Here is a 20,217-nt window from a genome sequence, read left to right on the forward strand (position 1 = left end):
GACCGGGAACGGTCCGGGGCTCCCGCCCGTCCACGTATGGTCCACAGGGCCGCGCTCGGAGGTGGGTGGGATGCCTTCCGACCTGCTGCGAAGCCCTTCAAGATCAACACGCTATTACAACGTGATCACTGGCAAACGGCTGCTCCCGGCCGCACCCGCCTGCGCATACGACAAGACCCCGCACCCAGCGAACTCGCTGGTGGCGGGGTCTTCGACACACTTACACAGTGTGCCCCCGGCAGGATTCGAACCTGCGCACACGGCTCCGGAGGCCGTTGCTCTATCCCCTGAGCTACGGGGGCGTGTCGGGCGCTTCTCGCGGCGACGGGTAGAACATTACCAGCTCCGGCGGGGTGGTCATGAACGGGTTTCCGGCAGGCCGGCGCGGGAGTGCGGTCGTATGCCGCGTCGGCGGGTCGGGGCCGGGGTGTCGGCCGGGGCCGGGGTGTCGGGTGCGGGCCGGGGAAAGGCGGCGTCAGCCTGGTGGCCGGTGGGTCGCTCGCACGGGGCGGAAGTGGGGAAAACCCGGACGCGATGGCCGGTGCGGACCTACTCTCGAGTTGTGCCAGGCGCTTCCGGCCGGGTGCTTGTTGTGGACGACAACAAGGTCATCCGGCAGTTGATCAGGGTCAATCTCGAACTGGAGGGGTTCGAGGTCGTGACCGCGGCCGACGGTGCCGAGTGTCTGGATGTCGTCCACCAGGTGCGGCCCGACGTGGTCACCCTCGATGTCGTCATGCCCAGGCTGGACGGGCTCAGGACCGCGGCCCGGCTGCGGGCCGATCCCCGGACGCGGGATCTTCCCGTCGCCATTGTCAGCGCGTGCACCCGGTACGAGGTCGACACCGGCCTCGATGTCGGTGTCGACGCCTTTCTCACCAAGCCTTTCGAGCCGACGGAGCTCGTGCGGCTCGTGCGGCAGTTGGTCGAGGGGCGGCACGACGCGGACGGGCCGGTGTGCGGTCCGGTGCGGGGTGGGCGGAGCGGTCCGGCCCCGGGGAACGTCCTCGGGAGCGGCGGGCCGGATGGCGGGGGTGAGGGGAGCGGGTTCCCCGAGCAGGGGAGCGACTTCCCCGAGCGCGCCGGGCAGGCCGGCGCCTGAGCCGGCGCCCGGAGCCGCGCCCGCCCGCCGCAGTCGCCGGCTGTGCCGGAGTGGCGCAGTCGACGGTTCAGCCCGGTGGCCGCCCCCGTCGTCCGCCGGGGCGGTGCAGCCCGTGGTTCCGCTCGATGACCGCCCTCTCGTCCACCGGGCGCGCAGCCGGCGGTCCCGCCCGGTGGCCGCCCCCGTCGTCCGCCGGGTCGTCCGTATGCCGGACCCTCACGCAAACCGGTTCGCCTGCTCACCCCCCTCCTCCCCTACGCTTGTCCCGTGACCCCCGTCGAGCTCTCCCGCACCGTGCTGCGCGCGGTACGTCGCGCTGTCGACGAGGGGGAGCTGAGCGTCACCGTTCCTGCGCGAGCCGTCGTCACGCCTCCCGGGCCCGGTGGCTGCGGTGACTACGCCACCAACATCGCCCTCCAGCTCGCCCGTCCCGCCGGGCAGCCGCCCCGGCGCGTCGCCGAGATCCTCCGGCCGCGTCTCGCCGGGGCCGACGGCATCGCCGACGTCGTGGTCACCGGGCCCGGATTCCTCAACATCAGCCTCCGGCGGACCGCGCCCGTCGCCCTGGTCGAGGAGATCCTGCGGTGCGGGGTCCGGTACGGGCACGCCGGCGGCCCGCCCGGTCCCGGGAGCGGGCAGCGCGCCTACGGCGGCGACCCCGGCCGGGCCGCCGCGGCAGCCCGAGCCGTACAGCTCCGCTGCCCCCGCGAGGTCCGCGCCCTCGTCGTCGCGGACGCCGCCGCCCGCATCCTCCGCTCCCAGGGCTTTTCCGTCCGCGTCACCTGCGACGACCGTCCCGAGCCGGAGTGGGAGGCCTTCCTCGGCGTCCACGTCGACGCCTACGGCTCCCCGGCTCCGGCGGCTCCGCCCGGCGGCGCCGCCGAGGACGTGCGCCCGGTCCCCGCCCCCGCCGACCCGCTCGTCCTGGGCCGCGACGCCGCCCGCTGGGCACTGCTCCACCCCGCCCCGCACGACCGGCCCCGCCTCACCGACGCGCACCTCGTGCAGCGCGAGAGCAACCCCCTCTTCCGCGTCCGGTACGCGCACGCCCGTGCCCGCGCGCTCCTCCGCAACGCCGCCGACCTCGGCTTCGGGCCCGAGCCCGGCCCCCTCACCGGCCCGGCCACCCGCCTCCTCCCCGCCCTGGCCGACCACCCCCGCGCCCTGGCCGCCGCCGCCCGGCACCGCGGCCCCGATCGCCTCGCCCGGCACCTCGTCACCGTCGCCGACGCCCTCCTGCCCCTCCTGCCCAGCGTGCTCCCGCGCGGTGCGGAGAAACCCTCGGCCGCCCACCGTGCCCGGCTCGCCCTTGCCGAAGCCGCCGGGACGGTGCTGGCCGGCGGCCTGTCCCTGCTCGGCATCCACGCACCCGACCATCTCTGAGAGAGCACGCCAGAAATGAGCCGTTCCGCGCACCCCGCCGGGCCCCGTCACGCCGATGTCCTCCCCGAGGGGCACTACGCCGCGCCGCCCGCCGACCTCAACGCCCTCGACGCGAAGGTGTGGGCCCGCACCGTCGGCCGTGACGCCGACGGCGTCGTCACCGTCGGCGGCGTCGACGTGAAGACGCTCGCCGAGGAGTTCGGCACCCCCGCCTACATCCTCGACGAGGCCGACTTCCGGGCCCGGGCCCGGGCCTGGCGCACCGCCTTCGGGGCCGGCGCCGACGTCTTCTACGCGGGCAAGGCGTTCCTGTCCCGGGCCGTCGTGCGGTGGCTGGACGAGGAGGGACTCAACCTCGACGTCTGCTCCGGCGGCGAGCTGGCCACCGCCCTGTCCGCGGGCATGTCCGCCGACCGGATCGCCTTCCACGGCAACAACAAGTCGACGCAGGAGATCGAGCGGGCCGTCCGCGCCGGCGTCGGGCGGATCGTCCTCGACTCCTTCCAGGAGATCGTCCGCGTCGCCCACATCGCGCAGTCCCTGGGCAGGCGGCAGAAGGTCCAGATCCGCATCACCGTCGGGGTCGAGGCCCACACGCACGAGTTCATCGCCACCGCCCACGAGGACCAGAAGTTCGGGATCCCGCTCGCCGGCGGGCAGGCCGCCGAGGCCGTGCGGCGGGCGCTGCAGCTCGACGGGCTGGAACTCGTCGGGATCCACTCCCACATCGGGTCGCAGATCTTCGACATGTCCGGGTTCGAGGTCGCCGCCCACCGCGTCGTCGGGCTGCTGAAGGCCGTCCGGGACGAGCACGGGATCGAGCTGCCCGAGATCGATCTCGGGGGCGGGCTCGGGATCGCGTACACCAGCGACGACGATCCGCGCGAGCCGCACGAGATCGCCAAGGCGCTCACCGAGATCGTCACCCGCGAGTGCGAGGCCGCCCGGCTGCGCACCCCGCGGATCTCCGTCGAACCCGGGCGGGCCGTCGTCGGGCCCACCGCCTTCACGCTCTACGAGGTCGGCACCGTCAAGCCGCTCGACGGGCTGCGCACCTACGTCTCCGTCGACGGGGGCATGTCGGACAACATCCGGACCGCCCTGTACGACGCCGAGTACAGCGTCGCCCTGGTCTCCCGCACCTCCGACGCCGAGCCGATGCTGGTGCGGGTCGTCGGCAAGCACTGCGAGAGCGGCGACATCGTGGTGCGGGACGCGTTCCTGCCGGCCGACCTGGCGCCGGGCGACCTGATCGCGGTGCCGGCCACCGGCGCGTACTGCCGTTCCATGGCCAGCAACTACAACCACGTCCTGCGGCCGCCCGTCGTCGCGGTGCGGGACGGGGAGGCGCGGGCGATCGTCCGCCGCGAGACGGAGGAGGACCTGCTCCGCCTCGACGTCGGGTGAGCGGCGGGGAAGAGATCCGGAGCTTCGGGGGCTGGAAGATCTTCGGTCTTCCAGCCCCGCGGGGATGAAATCGATGTCTCACGATCCGGACGAGGGGCAGAAAGTCCCGTCCGGTGAGTGAGACTGAGGGCACCGTAGAAGGTATGAGGAAACGAGGTCGGATGATGCGTACGCGTCCGCTGAAGGTGGCGCTGCTGGGCTGTGGAGTGGTCGGCTCAGAGGTGGCGCGCATCATGACGACGCACGCCGACGACCTCGCCGCCAGAATCGGCGCCCCGGTGGAACTCGCGGGCGTGGCCGTGCGGCGGCCCAGCAAGGTCCGGCAGGGCATCGACCCCGCCCTCGTCACCACCGACGCCACCGCGCTCGTCAAACGCGGGGACATCGACGTCGTGGTCGAGGTGATCGGGGGGATCGAGCCCGCGCGGACGCTGATCACCACCGCCCTGGAGCACGGCGCCTCCGTCGTCTCCGCCAACAAGGCCCTCCTCGCCCAGGACGGGGCCGCCCTGCACGCCGCCGCCGAGGAGCACGGCCAGGACCTCTACTACGAGGCCGCCGTGGCCGGCGCCATCCCGCTGATCCGGCCGCTGCGCGAGTCCCTCGCCGGCGACAAGATCAACCGGGTGATGGGCATCGTCAACGGGACGACCAACTTCATCCTCGACAAGATGGACTCCACGGGGGCCGGATACCAGGAGGCGCTCGACGAGGCCACCGCCCTGGGGTACGCGGAGGCCGACCCGACCGCCGACGTCGAGGGCTTCGACGCCGCCGCCAAGGCCGCCATCCTCGCCGGGATCGCCTTCCACACGCGCGTGCGCCTGGACGACGTCCACCGCGAGGGCATGACCGAGGTCACCGCCGCCGACTTCGCCTCCGCCAAGGAGATGGGCTGCACCATCAAGCTGCTCGCCATCTGCGAGCGGACCGCGGACGGGGAGTCGGTCACCGCGCGCGTGCATCCCGCGATGATCCCGCTGAGCCATCCGCTGGCGAGCGTCCGCGGCGCCTACAACGCCGTCTTCGTCGAGTCGGACGCCGCCGGGCAGCTCATGTTCTACGGCCCCGGCGCCGGCGGTTCCCCGACCGCCTCCGCCGTGCTCGGCGACCTGGTCGCCGTCTGCCGCAACCGGCTCAGCGGAGCGACCGGGCCGGGCGAGTCGGCGTACGCCGCACTGCCCGTCTCCCCGATGGGCGACGTCGTCACGCGCTACCACATCAGCCTGGACGTGGCCGACAAACCGGGTGTCCTCGCCCAGGTGGCCACCGTGTTCGCCGAGCACGGCGTGTCGATCGACACCGTCCGCCAGCAGGGCAGGAACCAGAGCAGTGGCGACGCGGTCGCCGTCGACCAGGACGGCGAGGCCTCCCTCGTCGTCGTCACCCACCGCGCGTCCGACGCCGCTCTGAGCGGGACCGTCGAGGCGCTGCGCAAGCTCGACACCGTGCGGGGTGTCGCCAGCATGATGCGGGTTGAAGGAGAGTAACCAGCAATGACCCACCAGTGGCGCGGAATCATCGAGGAGTACCGGGACCGGCTGCCGGTCTCCGACACCACGCCGGTCGTGACGCTCCGCGAGGGCGGCACGCCCCTCGTGCCCGCGCAGGTGCTCTCCGAGCGCACCGGCTGCGAGGTCCACCTCAAGGTCGAGGGCGCGAATCCGACGGGGTCCTTCAAGGACCGCGGCATGACCATGGCCATCACCAGGGCCAAGGAGGAGGGGGCCCGGGCGGTCATCTGCGCCTCCACCGGCAACACCTCCGCCAGCGCGGCCGCGTACGCCGTGCGGGCCGGGATGGTCTCCGCCGTGCTCGTGCCGCAGGGCAAGATCGCGCTCGGCAAGATGGGCCAGGCCCTCGTGCACGGCGCGAAGATCCTCCAGGTCGACGGCAACTTCGACGACTGCCTCACGCTCGCGCGGGCGCTGAGCGAGAACTACCCCGTGGCGCTGGTCAATTCGGTCAACCCGGTGCGCATCGAGGGGCAGAAGACGGCCGCCTTCGAAATCGTGGACATGCTCGGCGACGCCCCCGACATCCACGTCCTGCCGGTCGGCAACGCGGGCAACATCACGGCCTACTGGAAGGGTTACCGGGAGTACGCCGCCGACGGCGTCGCCACCGGCACCCCCCGCATGTGGGGCTTCCAGGCCTCCGGCAGCGCCCCGATCGTGCGCGGCGAGGTCGTCAAGGACCCGTCGACCATCGCCACCGCCATCCGCATCGGCAACCCGGCCTCCTGGCAGTTCGCGCTCGCGGCGCGGGACGAATCCGGCGGCCTCATCGACGAGGTGACGGACCGTGAGATCCTGCGTGCCTACCGCCTGTTGGCCGCGCAGGAGGGCGTCTTCGTCGAGCCGGCCTCGGCCGCGTCCGTCGCCGGTCTGCTGAAGGCCGCCGAGCAGGGCAAGGTCGACCCGGGCCAGCGCATCGTCTGCACCGTCACCGGCAACGGCCTGAAGGACCCCGACTGGGCCGTCGCCGGCGCCCCGCAGCCGGTCACCGTCCCGGTCGACGCGGCGACGGCGGCCGAGCGCCTCGGCCTGGTGTGAGCGAGCCGGTACGACGAGGGCCTCGGTTTCCGCACGAGCGGGCGTAAGAGGACGCGTACCCGGGGACATTCCCTATGGCGGATGCACAGGGGGCTTACGACACGCATCGTGCGCCTCCTGTGCGCCCTATGTCGCCACAGAACCTTCCTTCGATAGGCTGTACCGAACCCGCCCGCCGCATATGCCACGCATACGGCACGGGCCGCGCCGTCTTTGTGGCCCGGAAGCGGGCGGCCGGCAGCGGCCCCGGGTTCTCGTACGTCATCGAATGCCATTCGACCCTCACGCAGCTCAAGGAGAGTCATCGAGCGATGGCCGGTCCAGCGTTCCGCGCCGCCGCCGTCCGGGTGCGCGTCCCCGCCACCAGCGCCAACCTCGGCCCGGGCTTCGACGCCCTCGGCCTCGCGCTGGGGCTGTACGACGACGTGGTCGTCCGGGTGGCCGACTCCGGGCTGCACATCGACATCGCGGGCGAGGGCAGCGAGACGCTGCCACGGGACGAGCGTCACCTCCTCGTCCGCTCCCTGCGTACCGCCTTCGATTCCCTGGGCGGGCAGCCGCGCGGCCTGGAAATCGTTTGCGCCAATCGCATTCCGCACGGCCGTGGCCTCGGCTCCTCCTCCGCCGCGATCTGCGCCGGCATCGTCGCCGCCCGCGCCGTGACCATAGGCGGCGAGGCCCGGCTCGACGACGCCGCGCTGCTCGAGCTCGCCACCGAGATCGAGGGCCACCCGGACAACGTCGCGGCCTGCCTGCTGGGCGGCTTCACCCTGTCCTGGATGGAGGCCGGCGCGGCCCGGGCGATCAGGATGGAGCCCGCCGATTCCATCGTTCCGGTGGTTTTCGTCCCCGGAAAACCGGTGCTGACGGAGACGGCCCGCGGCCTGCTCCCGCGCACCGTGCCGCACGTCGACGCCGCGGTCAACGCCGGCCGCGCCGCCCTGCTCGTGGAGGCCCTGACCAGGCGTCCCGAGCTGCTGCTGCCGGCCACCGAGGACCGCCTCCACCAGGAGTACCGCGCCCCGGCCATGCCGGAGAGCGCGGCGCTGGTGGAGCGGCTGCGGGCGGACGGCATCCCCGCGGTGATCTCCGGTGCCGGACCCACGGTCATGGCGCTGGCCGACGCGGGCACCGCCGACAAGGTCGAGGCCCTCGCGGGCGAGGACTGGGCCGCGAACCGGCTGAGCCTCGATCTGCACGGCGCGAGCGTGCTGCCGCTCGCGCCCTGACACCCGGTTGCCGGATTTGGAGAGGGGGAATGTTTGTTGGATCCGGTAGTGTTAACCTCAAGTCTGCACCCGACCCCACCATGGCGAGGTGCCTCGTGTCCCCGTCCGGGACAGACATTCTTCCGGGAGCTCCCCAAGCCGCACTGTGTTCCGTACGTCGCACGCGGGCAGTACGCCGTACACGGACACCGAGCGGGCTGACGGGCACGCTCCGGAACCGGTGCGACCACGCCGAGTGACACAGACACTGGGTGCCACGGCTCAAGGAAGCGCCATCACCAGATATTTCCTCCGCCGCTCAGGCGGAACACCGCCCCGGCACGGTCCACACAGCAAGGACCGAAGCCGGACAGCACAACCGGTCGCCGAGCCAGACAGGCCGACGTCCGCTCCAGGGAAGGACCCTTCGTGAGCGACACCACCGATCTGATGGGCGCACGTGTCGAGGAGACCGCTGCCGCGCCCGCCACGGACGCTTCCGCGCCTGCCACCGGTGCCGGCTCCCGGCGGCGCCGCGGTACCGGCCTCGAGGGCATGGTGCTGGCCGAGCTGCAGCAGGTCGCATCCGGCCTCGGCATCAGGGGCACCGCGCGCATGCGCAAGAGCCAGCTGATCGAGGTCATCAAGGAGGCGCAGGCCGGCGGCGCCCCCCAGGCCGCTTCCGTGGCCGGGGGAGGCGCCGCCCCGGCCGCCAAGGCCGAGGCCGCCGAGGGCAAGCCGAAGCGCCGCGCCACCTCCCGCGCCCGTACGGGCGACGAGGCCCCCGCCGCCGAGAAGGCCGCGAAGAAGGCCGACCAGGCCGCCGAGGCCCCCGCCGACAAGGTCGCGGCCCAGCAGCAGATCGAGATCCCGGGCCAGCCCTCCCCCAAGCTCTCCGAGCAGGGCGCCACCTCCGGTGACGACGCCCCCGCCGAGCGCCGCCGTCGCCGCGCCACCGCCGAGGCCGGTGCCCCCGCGGGCGCCCCCGAGACGGTCGTCGCCGAGGCGAAGAGCGAGCCGAGGGCCGAGACGCCCGCGCAGCCGCAGCAGGGCGAGACCCGGTCCGACGCCGGCGACGGCGGCGAGGGCCGCCGCCGCGACCGCCGCGAGCGCGGCCGGGACCGCGACCGCCGCAACAAGGGCGACGACCAGCAGCAGAACCAGGGCGGCCAGCAGCGCCAGCAGCCGAGCCAGCAGGGCGGCGGCCGGCCGGACCGCCAGCAGGACGACGACGACTTCGAGGGCGGCCGCCGGGGCCGCCGCGGCCGCTACCGCGACCGCCGGGGCCGCCGCGGCCGCGACGACATGGCCTCCGAGCCGCAGATCACCGAGGACGACGTCCTGATCCCGGTCGCGGGCATCCTCGACATCCTCGACAACTACGCCTTCATCCGGACCTCCGGCTACCTGCCCGGTCCGAACGACGTGTACGTCTCCCTCGCCCAGGTCCGCAAGAACGGCCTGCGCAAGGGCGACCACATCACCGGCGCCGTGCGCCAGCCCAAGGAGGGCGAGCGCCGCGAGAAGTTCAACGCGCTGGTGCGCCTGGACTCCGTCAACGGCATGGCGCCCGAACACGGCCGCGGCCGCCCGGAGTTCAACAAGCTCACCCCGCTGTACCCGCAGGACCGGCTCCGCCTGGAGACCGACCCGGGCGTGCTGACCACGCGGATCATCGACCTGGTGTCGCCGATCGGCAAGGGCCAGCGCGGGCTGATCGTGGCCCCGCCGAAGACCGGCAAGACCATGATCATGCAGGCGATCGCCAACGCGATCACCCACAACAACCCCGAGTGCCACCTGATGGTCGTCCTCGTCGACGAGCGTCCGGAAGAGGTCACCGACATGCAGCGGTCGGTCAAGGGCGAGGTCATCTCCTCGACCTTCGACCGCCCGGCCGAGGACCACACCACGGTCGCCGAGCTGGCCATCGAGCGCGCCAAGCGCCTGGTGGAGCTGGGTCACGACGTCGTCGTGCTGCTCGACTCGATCACGCGCCTGGGCCGGGCGTACAACCTCGCCGCCCCGGCCTCCGGCCGCATCCTGTCCGGTGGTGTCGACTCGACCGCCCTGTACCCGCCGAAGCGCTTCTTCGGTGCGGCCCGCAACATCGAGGACGGCGGCTCGCTGACCATCCTCGCCACCGCCCTGGTGGACACCGGGTCCCGCATGGACGAGGTGATCTTCGAGGAGTTCAAGGGCACCGGCAACATGGAGCTCAAGCTCGACCGGAAGCTCGCCGACAAGCGCATCTTCCCCGCGGTGGACGTCGACGCGTCCGGTACGCGTAAGGAAGAGATCCTGCTCGGCAACGAGGAGCTGGCGGTCGTCTGGAAGCTGCGCCGGGTGCTGCACGCGCTGGACCAGCAGCAGGCGATCGAACTGCTCCTCGACAAGATGAAGCAGACCAAGTCGAACGTCGAGTTCCTGATGCAGATCCAGAAGACGACCCCGGCGCCGGGCAACGGCGACTGAGGCACCCGCGTCCTCCGAAGAGCCACAAGGGCCGCTCCCGCCACGGGGGCGGCCTTTGTGCTGCCCGGGCCGGTGTACGATCACGCCCTTCGGACTTTCTTTCGAACTTGCTGTTCGAATGTTCGGTCTTCCGAACTTCTGATCTCCAGGGGGGACTTGAGTGGGTACACCCGTGTCCGGGAGCGGTCGGCACGGACGCCGGACACGCATCGGCCTGCCCGTCGCCGCCGTCGGCATCGCCGCGGCCGTCACCGCCGCGCTGCTGACCTCGTCCGCCGGAGCCGCCTCCGCGCCGCCGCAGCCGACGGCCGGGCCCGCCACCGGCGCGCCGTCGCCCGCCGAGCTGGACAGGCGCGTCGCGGGCGCGGTCGCCGGTGACGACACCGCCGGGGAGACGGCCAGGAAGTCGTCCCTGAGCGCGAGCACCGGCACCGGCTCCGCCACCGTCGACGCCAAGGTCATCGGCGGTACGACCACCGGCATCACCTCGGCGCCCTGGATGGCCCAGCTCTGGTACCACGACGACCGGGGCACCGCCGACGAGGGCGACGACCTCGGCTTCTTCTGCGGCGGCGCGGTCGTCGCGCCGACGAAGATCCTCACCGCCGCGCACTGCGTCAAGGGCTACGACTGGCACACCCACGGCGCCGTCGTCACCGGCACCGCCCAGCTGCCGACCACCGATGGCGCCGGCGACACCGACCTGCACGGCGGCACCGTCTCCGGCGTGTGGCGGCAGTGGAACCACCCGTCGTACAGCTCGACGAGGATCGACAACGACATCGCCGTCCTCACGCTGCCGGGCCGCGTCGAGGCGACGCCGATCCGCATGACGACGTCCGGCGACACCGCCTCCTACGCCGCCGGCACCAGCGCCAAGGTCTACGGCTGGGGCCGCACCACCTCCACCAGCCAGAACGTCTCCGGGACGCTGAAGACGGCCACGCTGCCGATCCAGTCCGACACGACCTGCGCGAACTACTACGGCGCCGACTTCGTCAAGGGCCACATGGTCTGCGCGGGCAAGCCCGCCACCGGCAGCGACACCGGCACCGCCTCCGCCTGCAACGGCGACTCCGGCGGCCCGCTGGTGGCCGGCAACCGCATCGTCGGCGTGGTCTCCTGGGGCGTGAAGGACTGCGTCGCCCGCGGCGCCTACAGCGTCTTCGCGAAGGTCACCACGTACGTCGGCGCGGCCTACCCGCGCATCGACGACACCAACGTCAGCGGCGACCACAAGGCCGACCTGTGGGTGCGCAACTCCTCCAGCAAGGCCGGCTACTCGCTCGACTCCAAGGGCTCCTCGTTCGCCGCGCGCGAGTCCTGGGGCAGCTGGAGCGGCGTCGACGTCGTCCTGCAGACCGACCTCGACCGGGACGGCCACCAGGACCTGCTGTACCGGGCCACCGCCACCGGTGACGTCCACTGGACGCACTACGTGACCTCCAGCGGCAGCTGGGCCACCAAGCAGCTCGCCGACAACTGGAAGACCCGCACCCGCATCGTCGCCCCCGGGGACGTCACCGGCGACTACCTGCCCGACCTGCTCTCGGTCGACTCCGCGGGCGTGCTGTGGATCTACCCGGGCAAGGGCAACGGCACCTTCGCCGCCCGGGTGAAGGTCGGCTCCGGCTACCAGCAGTACGACATCTGGGGCTGAATCCGCGGGTGAGGCGGGCCCTGCCCGGCCGAACGACCACGTCCTGCGCCCACCGGTCCACCGGCGGGCGCAGGACGTCGCACGTCCCGGCGCCGCGTTCCCGCGCCCGGCCGGCGGAGCGGCGACGGGCGGCGGAGCGGCGACGGGCGGCACGCGCCGCGACGGCGGACCCGGGCCTGACGCCGGCCGCAGGGGGTAGTCGTCCGGGGACGAACCGAGGAGCCCATGCCTGCCCAGAGCACACCACCGGAGCCCGCGACTCCGGGGGGGTCCGGCACCGGCGGCGCACGCCGGACCGGGGACCGCCGCCGCGCGTCCCGCGGCAGGCGGCGCACGGGCATGCTCGTCACGGCCTGGACCGCTGCGGGCATCGTCGTCCTGGGCGGCAGCGGGGCGGGCTATTTGTACGTCAAGCTCAACGGCAACCTGCACAGCGTCGACATCGACCAGGCCCTCGGCGCCGACCGCCCGAAGAGGACCGGCGGCGGCGCCGAGAACATCCTCGTCCTCGGCTCCGACACCCGCTCCGGCGGCAACCGGGAGCTCGGCGGCGGCGACGACGACGGCAGCGCCCGCTCCGACACGGCGATGATCGTGCACGTCTACGAGGGCCACCGGAAGGCCGCCGTGGTCTCCATCCCCCGCGACACCGTCATCGACCGGCCCGAGTGCACCGGCGCCGACGGCACCGACCACCCGGCCGCGTCCGGGGTGATGTTCAACTCCGCCTACTCCACGGGCGGCGCCCCCTGCACGGTGAAGACGGTCGAGACCATGACCGGCATCCGCATGGACCACTATCTGGAGGTCGACTTCAGCGGCTTCCGGAAGCTCGTCGACGAACTCGGCGGCGTGGAGGTCACCACCACCGAGGACATCGAGGACCCCGGCAGCCACCTCAGCCTGGAGGCCGGCACGCACCGGCTCGACGGCAGGCAGGCCCTCGGCCTGGTCCGCACCCGGCACGGCGTCGGCGACGGCTCCGACCTCGGCCGCATCCAGCTCCAGCAGGCCTTCGTCAAGGCCCTGGCCGACCGGGTCGAGGACATCGGCGTCCTCACCAGCCCCAAGAAGCTCTACGACCTCGCCGACACCGCCACCCGGGCCGTCACGACCGACTCCGGCCTGGGCTCGGTGGACAGGCTGGTGGCCTTCGCGAACGGCCTGCGGGGCATCGACGCCTCGGACCTGCGCATGGTCACCGTGCCGGTCCGCTACGACCCGTCCGACCCCAACCGCGTCGTCGTCCGGGAGGCCAAGGCCCGGCAGGTGTGGGCCGCCCTGAGGGACGACAGGCCGATCCCGCAGTCGGCCACGGAGGGAACGGCCACCGGGGAAGCCGGGGACGTCGTCGACGCCCCGTGAGGGGCGCGGAGCCCCTGCCGGCACGCCGCCGCGCCGGGCGGGCGCACCCGGCCGCGCCCGACCCGCGGCCGGCCACGGAGCCCGGGCCGCGCCCCCCGGCGCTCCCGCCCCCGTCCCCTCGCCCCGGGGAATAGACCGCACCGCCCCCCGGTTTTGGGTGATGGCGCCAGTCCTGGCAGACTGGTACGTCGGCTCCGGTTCACGCCCCCGCATCCCGCGGCGGCGACCCGGCGCCCTCCCGAAACCTAGGAGACACCTTGAAGCGCGACATTCACCCCGCGTACGTCGAGACGCAGGTCAGCTGCACCTGCGGCGCGTCGTTCACCACCCGCAGCACCATCGAGTCCGGCACCATCCGGGCCGAGGTCTGCTCCGAGTGCCACCCGTTCTACACGGGCAAGCAGAAGATCCTCGACACCGGTGGCCGTGTGGCCCGCTTCGAGGCCCGCTTCGGCAAGGCCGCCGTCGGCTCCAAGAAGTAGCGAGCCCCTCTTTCGCCGGTCCACGGCCGCGCCCCCAGCCGGGGGAGCGCCGGGACCGGCGTTTTTGGTCGCCCGCCCTTCCCCTCACCGCAGTATCAGGAGCCCCAAGATGTTCGAGGCCGTCGAGGAACTCGTCGCCGAGCACGCCGACCTGGAGAAGAAGCTCGCCGACCCGTCGATCCACGCCGACCAGGCGGGCGCGCGCAAGCTGAACAAGCGCTACGCCGAGCTCACCCCGATCGTCGCCGCGTACCGTTCCTGGAGGCAGACCGGCGACGACATCGAGACCGCGCGTGAGCTGGCCGCCGACGACCCCGACTTCGCCGCCGAGGTCAAGGACCTGGAGCGGCAGCGCGAGGAGCTCACCGAGAAGCTGCGCCTGCTGCTGGTCCCGCGCGACCCCAGCGACGACAAGGACGTCATCCTGGAGATCAAGGCGGGCGCGGGCGGCGACGAGTCGGCCCTGTTCGCCGGCGACCTGCTGCGCATGTACCTGCGGTACGCCGAGCGGGTCGGCTGGAAGACCGAGATCATCGACGCCACCGAGTCCGAGCTGGGCGGCTACAAGGACGTCCAGGTCGCGGTCAAGGCCCGCGGCCAGGTCGAGCCCGGCCAGGGCGTGTGGGCCCGGCTGAAGTACGAGGGCGGCGTGCACCGGGTGCAGCGGGTGCCCGCCACCGAGTCCCAGGGCCGCATCCACACCTCGGCGGCCGGCGTGCTGGTCACACCGGAGGCCGAGGAGGTCGACGTGGAGATCAACCCCAACGACCTGCGCATCGACGTCTACCGGTCCTCCGGGCCGGGCGGGCAGTCCGTCAACACCACTGACTCCGCGGTGCGCATCACGCACCTTCCGACCGGAGTCGTCGCCTCCTGCCAGAACGAGAAGAGCCAGCTGCAGAACAAGGAGCAGGCGATGCGTATCCTGCGCTCCAGGCTGCTCGCCATGGCGCAGGAGGAGGCGGAGAGGGAGGCCGCCGACGCCCGTCGCAGCCAGGTCCGCACCGTCGACCGCTCCGAGAAGATCCGCACCTACAACTTCCCGGAGAACCGCATCTCGGACCACCGCGTCGGCTTCAAGGCCTACAACCTGGACCAGGTCCTGGACGGCGACCTCGACGCGGTGATCCAGGCCTGCGTCGACGCGGACTCGGCGGCCAAGCTCGCAGCCGCGTAAGGCACCCAGGACGACGTACGGAGCACCGGAGGACGAGCGTGCGGCAACCCCCCGGGGGGCGATCCCCCAGCACCCGCAGCGTGCTGCTCGCGGAGGTGGCGCAGGCCACCCAGCGGCTCGCCGACGCCGGCGTGCCCTCGCCGCGCACCGACGCCGAGGAGCTCGCCGCGTTCGTGCACGGCGTCAAACGGGGTGAGCTGCACACCGTCAAGGACGCCGACTTCGATGCCCGGTACTGGGAGGCGATCGCCCGCCGCGAGGCCCGCGAACCGCTCCAGCACATCACCGGACGCGCCTACTTCCGCTACCTCGAACTCCAGGTCGGCCCCGGCGTGTTCGTGCCGCGCCCGGAGACCGAGTCGGTGGTCGGCTGGGCCATAGACGCGGTGCGCGCCATGGACGTCGTCGAGCCCTGCATCGTCGACCTGTGCACCGGCTCGGGCGCCATCGCGCTCGCCCTGGCGCAGGAGGTGCCGCGCTCGCGCGTGTACGCCGTGGAGCTGAGCGAGGACGCGCTGCGGTGGACCCGCAAGAACATGGAGGGATCCAGGGTCGAGCTGCGTCAGGGCGACGCCCTGACGGCCTTCCCGGACCTCGACGGCCAGGTCGACCTGGTCATCTCCAACCCGCCGTACATCCCGCTCACCGAGTGGGAGTACGTCGCCCCCGAGGCCCGCGACCACGACCCGGAGATGGCTCTGTTCTCCGGTGAGGACGGCCTCGACCTGATCCGCGGCATCGAGCGCACCGCGCACCGGCTGCTGCGCCCCGGCGGGGTCGTCGTCGTCGAGCACGCCGACACCCAGGGCGGCCAGGTGCCGTGGATCTTCGCCGACGACCGGGGCTGGACCGACGCGGCCGACCACCCCGACCTCAACAACCGGCCCCGGTTCGCCACCGCCCGCAAGGCGCTGCCATGAGCACGCCCCAGACTTCGATCCCGCAGTACGTGTACGAGGAGGCCCGTTAGATGGCACGGCGATACGACACCAACGACGCGACCGACCGCGTGACCGGTCTGCGTGAGGCCGCGTCCGCCGTCCGCCGGGGCGAGCTCGTGGTGCTGCCTACGGACACGGTGTACGGCATCGGCGCCGACGCGTTCTCCAAGGAGGCCGTCGCCGACCTGCTCGCCGCCAAGGGCCGGGGCCGCAACATGCCCACGCCCGTCCTCATCGGCTCCCCGAACACCCTGCACGGCCTGGTGACGGACTTCTCCGAGCAGGCCTGGGAGCTGGTCGACGCCTTCTGGCCGGGCGCGCTGACGCTCGTCGCCCGGCACCAGCCGTCCCTGCAGTGGGACCTGGGCGACACCCGCGGCACGGTCGCCGTGCGCATGCCGCTGCACCCGGTCGCCATCGAGCTGCTCACCGAGGTCGGCCCCATGGGCGTCTCCTCCGCCAACCTCACCGGCCACCCGGCCCCGGAGAACTGCGACGCCGCGCAGCAGATGCTCGGCGACTCCGTCTCCGTCTACCTGGACGGCGGCCCGACCCCCGGCAACGTCCCGTCGTCGATCGTCGACGTCACCCGCGAGGTGCCGCTGCTGCTGCGCCAGGGCGCCCTGTCGGCGGACGAGCTGCGCAAGGTCGTACCCGACCTTGAGGTGGCGAATTGACGGCCCCTGACGCGGGGCGTGGCATAGGCGGCGGGGAACGTGCCGCGGAGGAGACGACGACGTTCGGGTTTCCGCGCGACAGCTTCCGCATCCTCCACGTCAGCACCGGCAACGTGTGCCGCTCGCCCATCACCGAGCGGCTGACCCGCCATTTCGTGCAGGAGCGGCTCGGCGTCCTGGGGGGCGGGCTGATCGTGGAGAGCGCGGGCACCTGGGGGCACGAGGGAGCGCCGATGGAGGCCAACGCGGAGACCGTGCTGGCCGAGTTCGGCGCGGACGCCTCCGGCTTCGTCGGCCGCGAACTGCTCGACGAGCACGTGATCCGCGCCGACCTGGTGCTGACCGCGACCCGCGACCACCGCGCCCAGGTCATCTCCATGGGCCATTCGGCGGGTCTGCGCACCTTCACGCTGAAGGAGTTCACCCGCCTGGTGAAGGCGATCGACCCGGCCACCCTGCCGCCGCTGGAGGAGGGCGTGGTGATGCGGGCGCGGGCCCTGGTCCGGGCCGCCGCGGCGCTGCGCGGGTGGCTGCTCGCGCCGACGGCGGAGGCGGACGAGGTGCACGACCCGTACGGGGCGCCGCTGACGTTCTTCCGGTCGATCGGGGAGGAGATACACCAGGCGCTGGACCCGGTCGTCACGGCGCTCACGGGGGTGCCGGCGCACACGTAGCCGCCCGGGGCGCCCGGTGTCGACGGCCCGCACCGGCGCCGGCCGTCGACACCGGGCGCCCCGGGCGTCCCCGGCCTACATTGGACGTACGCCACCGTCGACGCCCGGAGCGCACCATGTCGGTCACCCCTGCCCTCGAGGCCGATGTCCTGCGGCGCCAGGACCCCGAGCTGGCCGAGATCCTGCTCGGGGAGCTCGTCCGGCAGTCGACGACGCTGCAGCTGACCGCCGCCGAGAACTTCACCTCGCCGGCCGTGCTGGCCGCGCTCGGCTCGCCGCTCGCCAACAAGTACGCCGAGGGCTACCCCGGCGCCCGGTACCACGGCGGCTGCGAACTCGTCGACGTCGCCGAGAACATCGCCGTGGAGCGGGCCAGGGCGCTGTTCGCCGCCGAGCACGCCAACGTGCAGTCCCACTCGGGCTCCTCGGCGGTGCTGGCCGCGTACGCCGCGCTGCTGCGCCCCGGGGACACCGTCCTCGCCCTCGGCCTGCCCCACGGCGGCCACCTCACGCACGGCTCGCCCGCCAACTTCTCCGGCCGCTGGTTCGACTTCGTCGGCTACGGGGTGGACGCGGAGACCGGGCTCATCGACCACGCCCAGGTGCGCGCCCTGGCCCGTGCGCACCGGCCGAAGGCGATCGTGTGCGGATCGATCGCCTATCCGCGCCACATCGACTACGCCTTCTTCCGCGACGTCGCCGACGAGGTGGGGGCCTACCTGATCGTCGACGCCGCGCACCCCATCGGGCTCGTCGCCGGGAAAGCGGCGCCCAGCCCGGTGCCGTACGCCGACGTCGTCTGCGCCACCACGCACAAGGTGCTGCGCGGACCGCGCGGCGGCATGATCCTGTGCGGGCACGAGCTGGCCGCGCGGATCGACCGGGCGGTCTTCCCGTTCACGCAGAGCGGGGCGCAGATGCACACCGTCGCGGCCAAGGCCGTCGCCTTCGGGGAGGCGGCGACCCCGGCGTTCGCCGCGTACGCCCACCAGGTGGTCGCCAACGCGCGGGCGCTGGCGGCGGCGCTGGCCGCGGAGGGGCTCGTCGTCACCACCGGCGGGACGGACACCCACCTGCTGACCGCCGACCCCGGGCCGCTCGGCGTCGACGGACGCACCGCGCGCGGACGGCTCGCGGCCGCCGGGATGGTGCTGGACTGCTGCGCGCTGCCGCACGGCGACGCCCGCGGGCTGCGCCTGGGCACGGCGGCGGTGACCACCCAGGGCATGGGGGAGGGCGAGATGACGAAGATCGCCGCGCTGCTCGCCGGGGTGCTCCGGGGCGACGTGGAGCCGGCGCGGGTCCGTGCGGAAGTGCGGGAGCTGGCCGGTGGATTTCCGCCGTATCCCCGCTGAGCGGGGGGAGCCGCTCCCGTGCGCACAGCCACGCGTGCAACCATCGTCGCTACCCGGAAGTCCTCACCCGTATGCGTGCGTCGCTAGGGTGTGAGGCTGGAATGGCCAGCGAGACCTGTGGGGAAGCCCGTGCGTGAATACCTGCTGACGCTCTGCATCACGGCCGCGGTGACGTACCTGCTGACCGGGCCGGTGCGGAAGTTCGCGATCGTGGCGGGGGCGATGCCGGAGATCCGGGCCCGGGACGTGCACCGGGAACCGACCCCGCGGCTCGGCGGCATCGCCATGTTCTTCGGACTGTGCGCGGGTCTGCTGGTCGCCGACCACCTGACCAACCTCAACGAGGTCTTCGAGAACTCCAACGAGCCGCGCGCCCTGCTCTCCGGAGCGGCCCTGATCTGGCTGATCGGCGTCCTGGACGACAAGTTCGAGATCGACGCCCTGATCAAGCTGGGCGGGCAGATGATCGCCGCGGGCGTGATGGTGGTCCAGGGCCTGACCATCCTGTGGCTGCCCATCCCGGGCGTCGGCAACGTGGCGCTGACCCAGTGGCAGGGCACCCTGCTGACGGTCGCCCTGGTCGTCATCACCATCAACGCGGTCAACTTCGTCGACGGCCTCGACGGACTCGCCTCCGGCATGGTGTGCATCGCCTCGGCGGCGTTCTTCATGTACGCCTACCGCCTGTGGTACAGCTACGGCATCGAGGCCGCCGCCCCGGCCACGCTGTTCGCGGCGGTCCTGATGGGCATGTGTCTGGGCTTCCTGCCGCACAACATGCACCCCGCCCGCATCTTCATGGGCGACTCCGGGTCGATGCTCATCGGCCTGGTGCTCGCGGCCAGCGCGATCTCCGTGACGGGGCAGGTCGACCCGGACGTGATGAACCTGTTCTCCGGCTCGGTGCGCGAGACCGTGCACCAGATGGTGCCGGTGTACATCCCGCTGCTGATGCCGCTGACCATCATCGCGATCCCGGCGGCCGACCTGGTCCTCGCCATCGTGCGGCGCACCTGGCGCGGCCAGTCGCCGTTCGCGGCCGACCGGGGCCACCTGCACCACCGCCTGCTGGAGATCGGCCACTCGCACAGCCGGGCCGTGCTGATCATGTACTTCTGGTCGGCGCTGATCGCCTTCGGCGCGCTCGCCTACTCCGTCAACTCCGCGTCGATGTGGATCGTCCTCGGCGTCGTCTTCTTCAGCGCGGTCGGCCTGGTGCTGCTCCTGCTGCCGCGCTTCACCCCGCGCGCCCCGCGGTGGGCGGAGCGCTTCGTGCCGCCGCGCTACCGGCGCCGGGCGGTGGCGGAATCCGCGCCGGCCGCCGCACCGGCCTCCGCCCCGGCGGACCAGGAGCACCGCGCGCCGGTGGCCGCGGGTGCCGCGCACGTCAACGGGGCGACCGCCGTCGGCCCCCGTTCGCGTCCCCTGGACCGGGGGAGAGCCGGCTCGTCACGCTGACGCCCGGGCGCCGGCAAGGCACCGGGTAAGAGGCCCCAGGTAAGAATCTGACTAGAGCATTGCCAAGTCGTGGGAGTCCCGTGGGGTGGCGAAGCGCCCTAATACCAGACAAGTCACCACTGAAACTGCACAGACGCGCAGAGTCACTCTCATGTGTGACGGTTGGCACACCTGCAGGTAAAGACTGCATCAAATAGTTTGTGATACGGTTCACGAGAACCCCCCGGATAGAGCCAAGAGGACCGTAGTGCGACGGTCCATTGGTGTGAGGTCTCCACTCAGCCCGGGACTACGCTCG

15 protein-coding genes, 1 tRNA gene and 1 pseudogene are annotated in these 20,217 nt (G+C 72.6%); 16 read left to right on the forward strand and 1 reads right to left on the reverse strand.

Annotation, left to right across the window (positions count from 1 at the left end):
• Window positions 1-230 precede the first annotated feature (230 nt).
• A tRNA-Arg gene (locus ACIBAI_RS21270) sits at window positions 231-302 on the reverse strand.
• A gap of 239 nt (window positions 303-541) precedes the next feature.
• Here ACIBAI_RS21270 and ACIBAI_RS21275 point away from each other — a divergent pair.
• The 16 genes and pseudogenes from ACIBAI_RS21275 (at window position 542) to ACIBAI_RS21350 (ending at window position 19,919) form a co-directional block, all read left to right on the forward strand.
• Entirely contained in the window at window positions 542-1,102 is a 561-nt protein-coding gene (locus ACIBAI_RS21275) for a response regulator (protein WP_399036485.1), read from the forward strand.
• 267 nt (window positions 1,103-1,369) lie between these two features.
• Window positions 1,370-2,485: an ArgS-related anticodon-binding protein NrtL gene (gene nrtL / locus ACIBAI_RS21280; protein WP_399036388.1), complete on the forward strand. Its 1,116-nt coding sequence runs from the start codon at window positions 1,370-1,372 to the stop codon at window positions 2,483-2,485.
• A 15-nt stretch (window positions 2,486-2,500) separates the two neighbouring features.
• Window positions 2,501-3,892, forward strand: a complete 1,392-nt coding sequence (gene lysA, locus ACIBAI_RS21285; protein WP_399036389.1) for a diaminopimelate decarboxylase — start codon at window positions 2,501-2,503, stop codon at window positions 3,890-3,892.
• Window positions 3,893-4,053: 161 nt separating this feature from the next.
• Window positions 4,054-5,382 (forward strand): homoserine dehydrogenase, encoded by a 1,329-nt coding sequence (locus ACIBAI_RS21290; protein WP_399036391.1) that lies wholly within the window; start codon window positions 4,054-4,056, stop codon window positions 5,380-5,382.
• A 6-nt stretch (window positions 5,383-5,388) separates the two neighbouring features.
• Window positions 5,389-6,447 carry a threonine synthase gene (thrC, locus tag ACIBAI_RS21295; protein WP_344603621.1) on the forward strand — a complete coding sequence of 353 codons (1,059 nt, stop codon included), beginning with the start codon at window positions 5,389-5,391 and terminating at the stop codon, window positions 6,445-6,447.
• A 311-nt stretch (window positions 6,448-6,758) separates the two neighbouring features.
• Window positions 6,759-7,676, forward strand: coding sequence for a homoserine kinase (gene thrB / locus ACIBAI_RS21300; RefSeq protein WP_399036393.1), 918 nt, complete (start codon window positions 6,759-6,761; stop codon window positions 7,674-7,676).
• Between the two features lie 408 nt (window positions 7,677-8,084).
• The gene (gene rho, locus ACIBAI_RS21305; RefSeq protein ID WP_399036394.1) at window positions 8,085-10,130 is read left to right on the forward strand and encodes a transcription termination factor Rho; all 2,046 of its coding nucleotides are present in this window, start codon (window positions 8,085-8,087) and stop codon (window positions 10,128-10,130) included.
• A gap of 160 nt (window positions 10,131-10,290) precedes the next feature.
• Window positions 10,291-11,778, forward strand: a pseudogene (locus ACIBAI_RS21310) (S1 family peptidase); the annotation flags it as partial.
• A gap of 237 nt (window positions 11,779-12,015) precedes the next feature.
• Window positions 12,016-13,155: an LCP family protein gene (locus ACIBAI_RS21315; protein WP_399036396.1), complete on the forward strand. Its 1,140-nt coding sequence runs from the start codon at window positions 12,016-12,018 to the stop codon at window positions 13,153-13,155.
• A 257-nt stretch (window positions 13,156-13,412) separates the two neighbouring features.
• Entirely contained in the window at window positions 13,413-13,637 is a 225-nt protein-coding gene (gene rpmE / locus ACIBAI_RS21320; protein WP_344603611.1) for a 50S ribosomal protein L31, read from the forward strand.
• Window positions 13,638-13,746: 109 nt separating this feature from the next.
• Window positions 13,747-14,814 carry a peptide chain release factor 1 gene (prfA, locus tag ACIBAI_RS21325; RefSeq protein ID WP_344603609.1) on the forward strand — a complete coding sequence of 356 codons (1,068 nt, stop codon included), beginning with the start codon at window positions 13,747-13,749 and terminating at the stop codon, window positions 14,812-14,814.
• Between the two features lie 80 nt (window positions 14,815-14,894).
• Window positions 14,895-15,734, forward strand: a complete 840-nt coding sequence (gene prmC / locus ACIBAI_RS21330; RefSeq protein ID WP_344603607.1) for a peptide chain release factor N(5)-glutamine methyltransferase — start codon at window positions 14,895-14,897, stop codon at window positions 15,732-15,734.
• Window positions 15,735-15,784: 50 nt separating this feature from the next.
• Window positions 15,785-16,432, forward strand: a complete 648-nt coding sequence (locus ACIBAI_RS21335) for an L-threonylcarbamoyladenylate synthase (protein WP_344603605.1) — start codon at window positions 15,785-15,787, stop codon at window positions 16,430-16,432.
• Entirely contained in the window at window positions 16,429-17,106 is a 678-nt protein-coding gene (locus ACIBAI_RS21340; RefSeq protein ID WP_344603603.1) for a protein-tyrosine-phosphatase, read from the forward strand. Before ACIBAI_RS21335 ends, ACIBAI_RS21340 begins: the two co-directional genes overlap by 4 nt.
• A gap of 116 nt (window positions 17,107-17,222) precedes the next feature.
• The gene (gene glyA, locus ACIBAI_RS21345; protein WP_399036399.1) at window positions 17,223-18,461 is read left to right on the forward strand and encodes a serine hydroxymethyltransferase; all 1,239 of its coding nucleotides are present in this window, start codon (window positions 17,223-17,225) and stop codon (window positions 18,459-18,461) included.
• Window positions 18,462-18,590: 129 nt separating this feature from the next.
• Window positions 18,591-19,919, forward strand: coding sequence for an MraY family glycosyltransferase (locus ACIBAI_RS21350; RefSeq protein ID WP_344603599.1), 1,329 nt, complete (start codon window positions 18,591-18,593; stop codon window positions 19,917-19,919).
• Window positions 19,920-20,217 lie beyond the last annotated feature (298 nt).

This window comes from Streptomyces sp. NPDC051041 (assembly GCF_044456065.1).
Classification (GTDB): domain Bacteria; phylum Actinomycetota; class Actinomycetes; order Streptomycetales; family Streptomycetaceae; genus Streptomyces; species Streptomyces glaucus.

Coding starts and splice junctions, on each gene's coding strand:
- lysA (WP_399036389.1), top strand. CDS start 2,501: ATGAGCCGTTCCGCGCACCCCGCCGGGCCCCGTCACGCCGATGTCCTC.
- ACIBAI_RS21290 (WP_399036391.1), top strand. CDS start 4,054: ATGATGCGTACGCGTCCGCTGAAGGTGGCGCTGCTGGGCTGTGGAGTG.
- thrC (WP_344603621.1), top strand. CDS start 5,389: ATGACCCACCAGTGGCGCGGAATCATCGAGGAGTACCGGGACCGGCTG.
- thrB (WP_399036393.1), top strand. CDS start 6,759: ATGGCCGGTCCAGCGTTCCGCGCCGCCGCCGTCCGGGTGCGCGTCCCC.
- ACIBAI_RS21315 (WP_399036396.1), top strand. CDS start 12,016: ATGCCTGCCCAGAGCACACCACCGGAGCCCGCGACTCCGGGGGGGTCC.
- prfA (WP_344603609.1), top strand. CDS start 13,747: ATGTTCGAGGCCGTCGAGGAACTCGTCGCCGAGCACGCCGACCTGGAG.
- ACIBAI_RS21335 (WP_344603605.1), top strand. CDS start 15,785: ATGGCACGGCGATACGACACCAACGACGCGACCGACCGCGTGACCGGT.
- glyA (WP_399036399.1), top strand. CDS start 17,223: ATGTCGGTCACCCCTGCCCTCGAGGCCGATGTCCTGCGGCGCCAGGAC.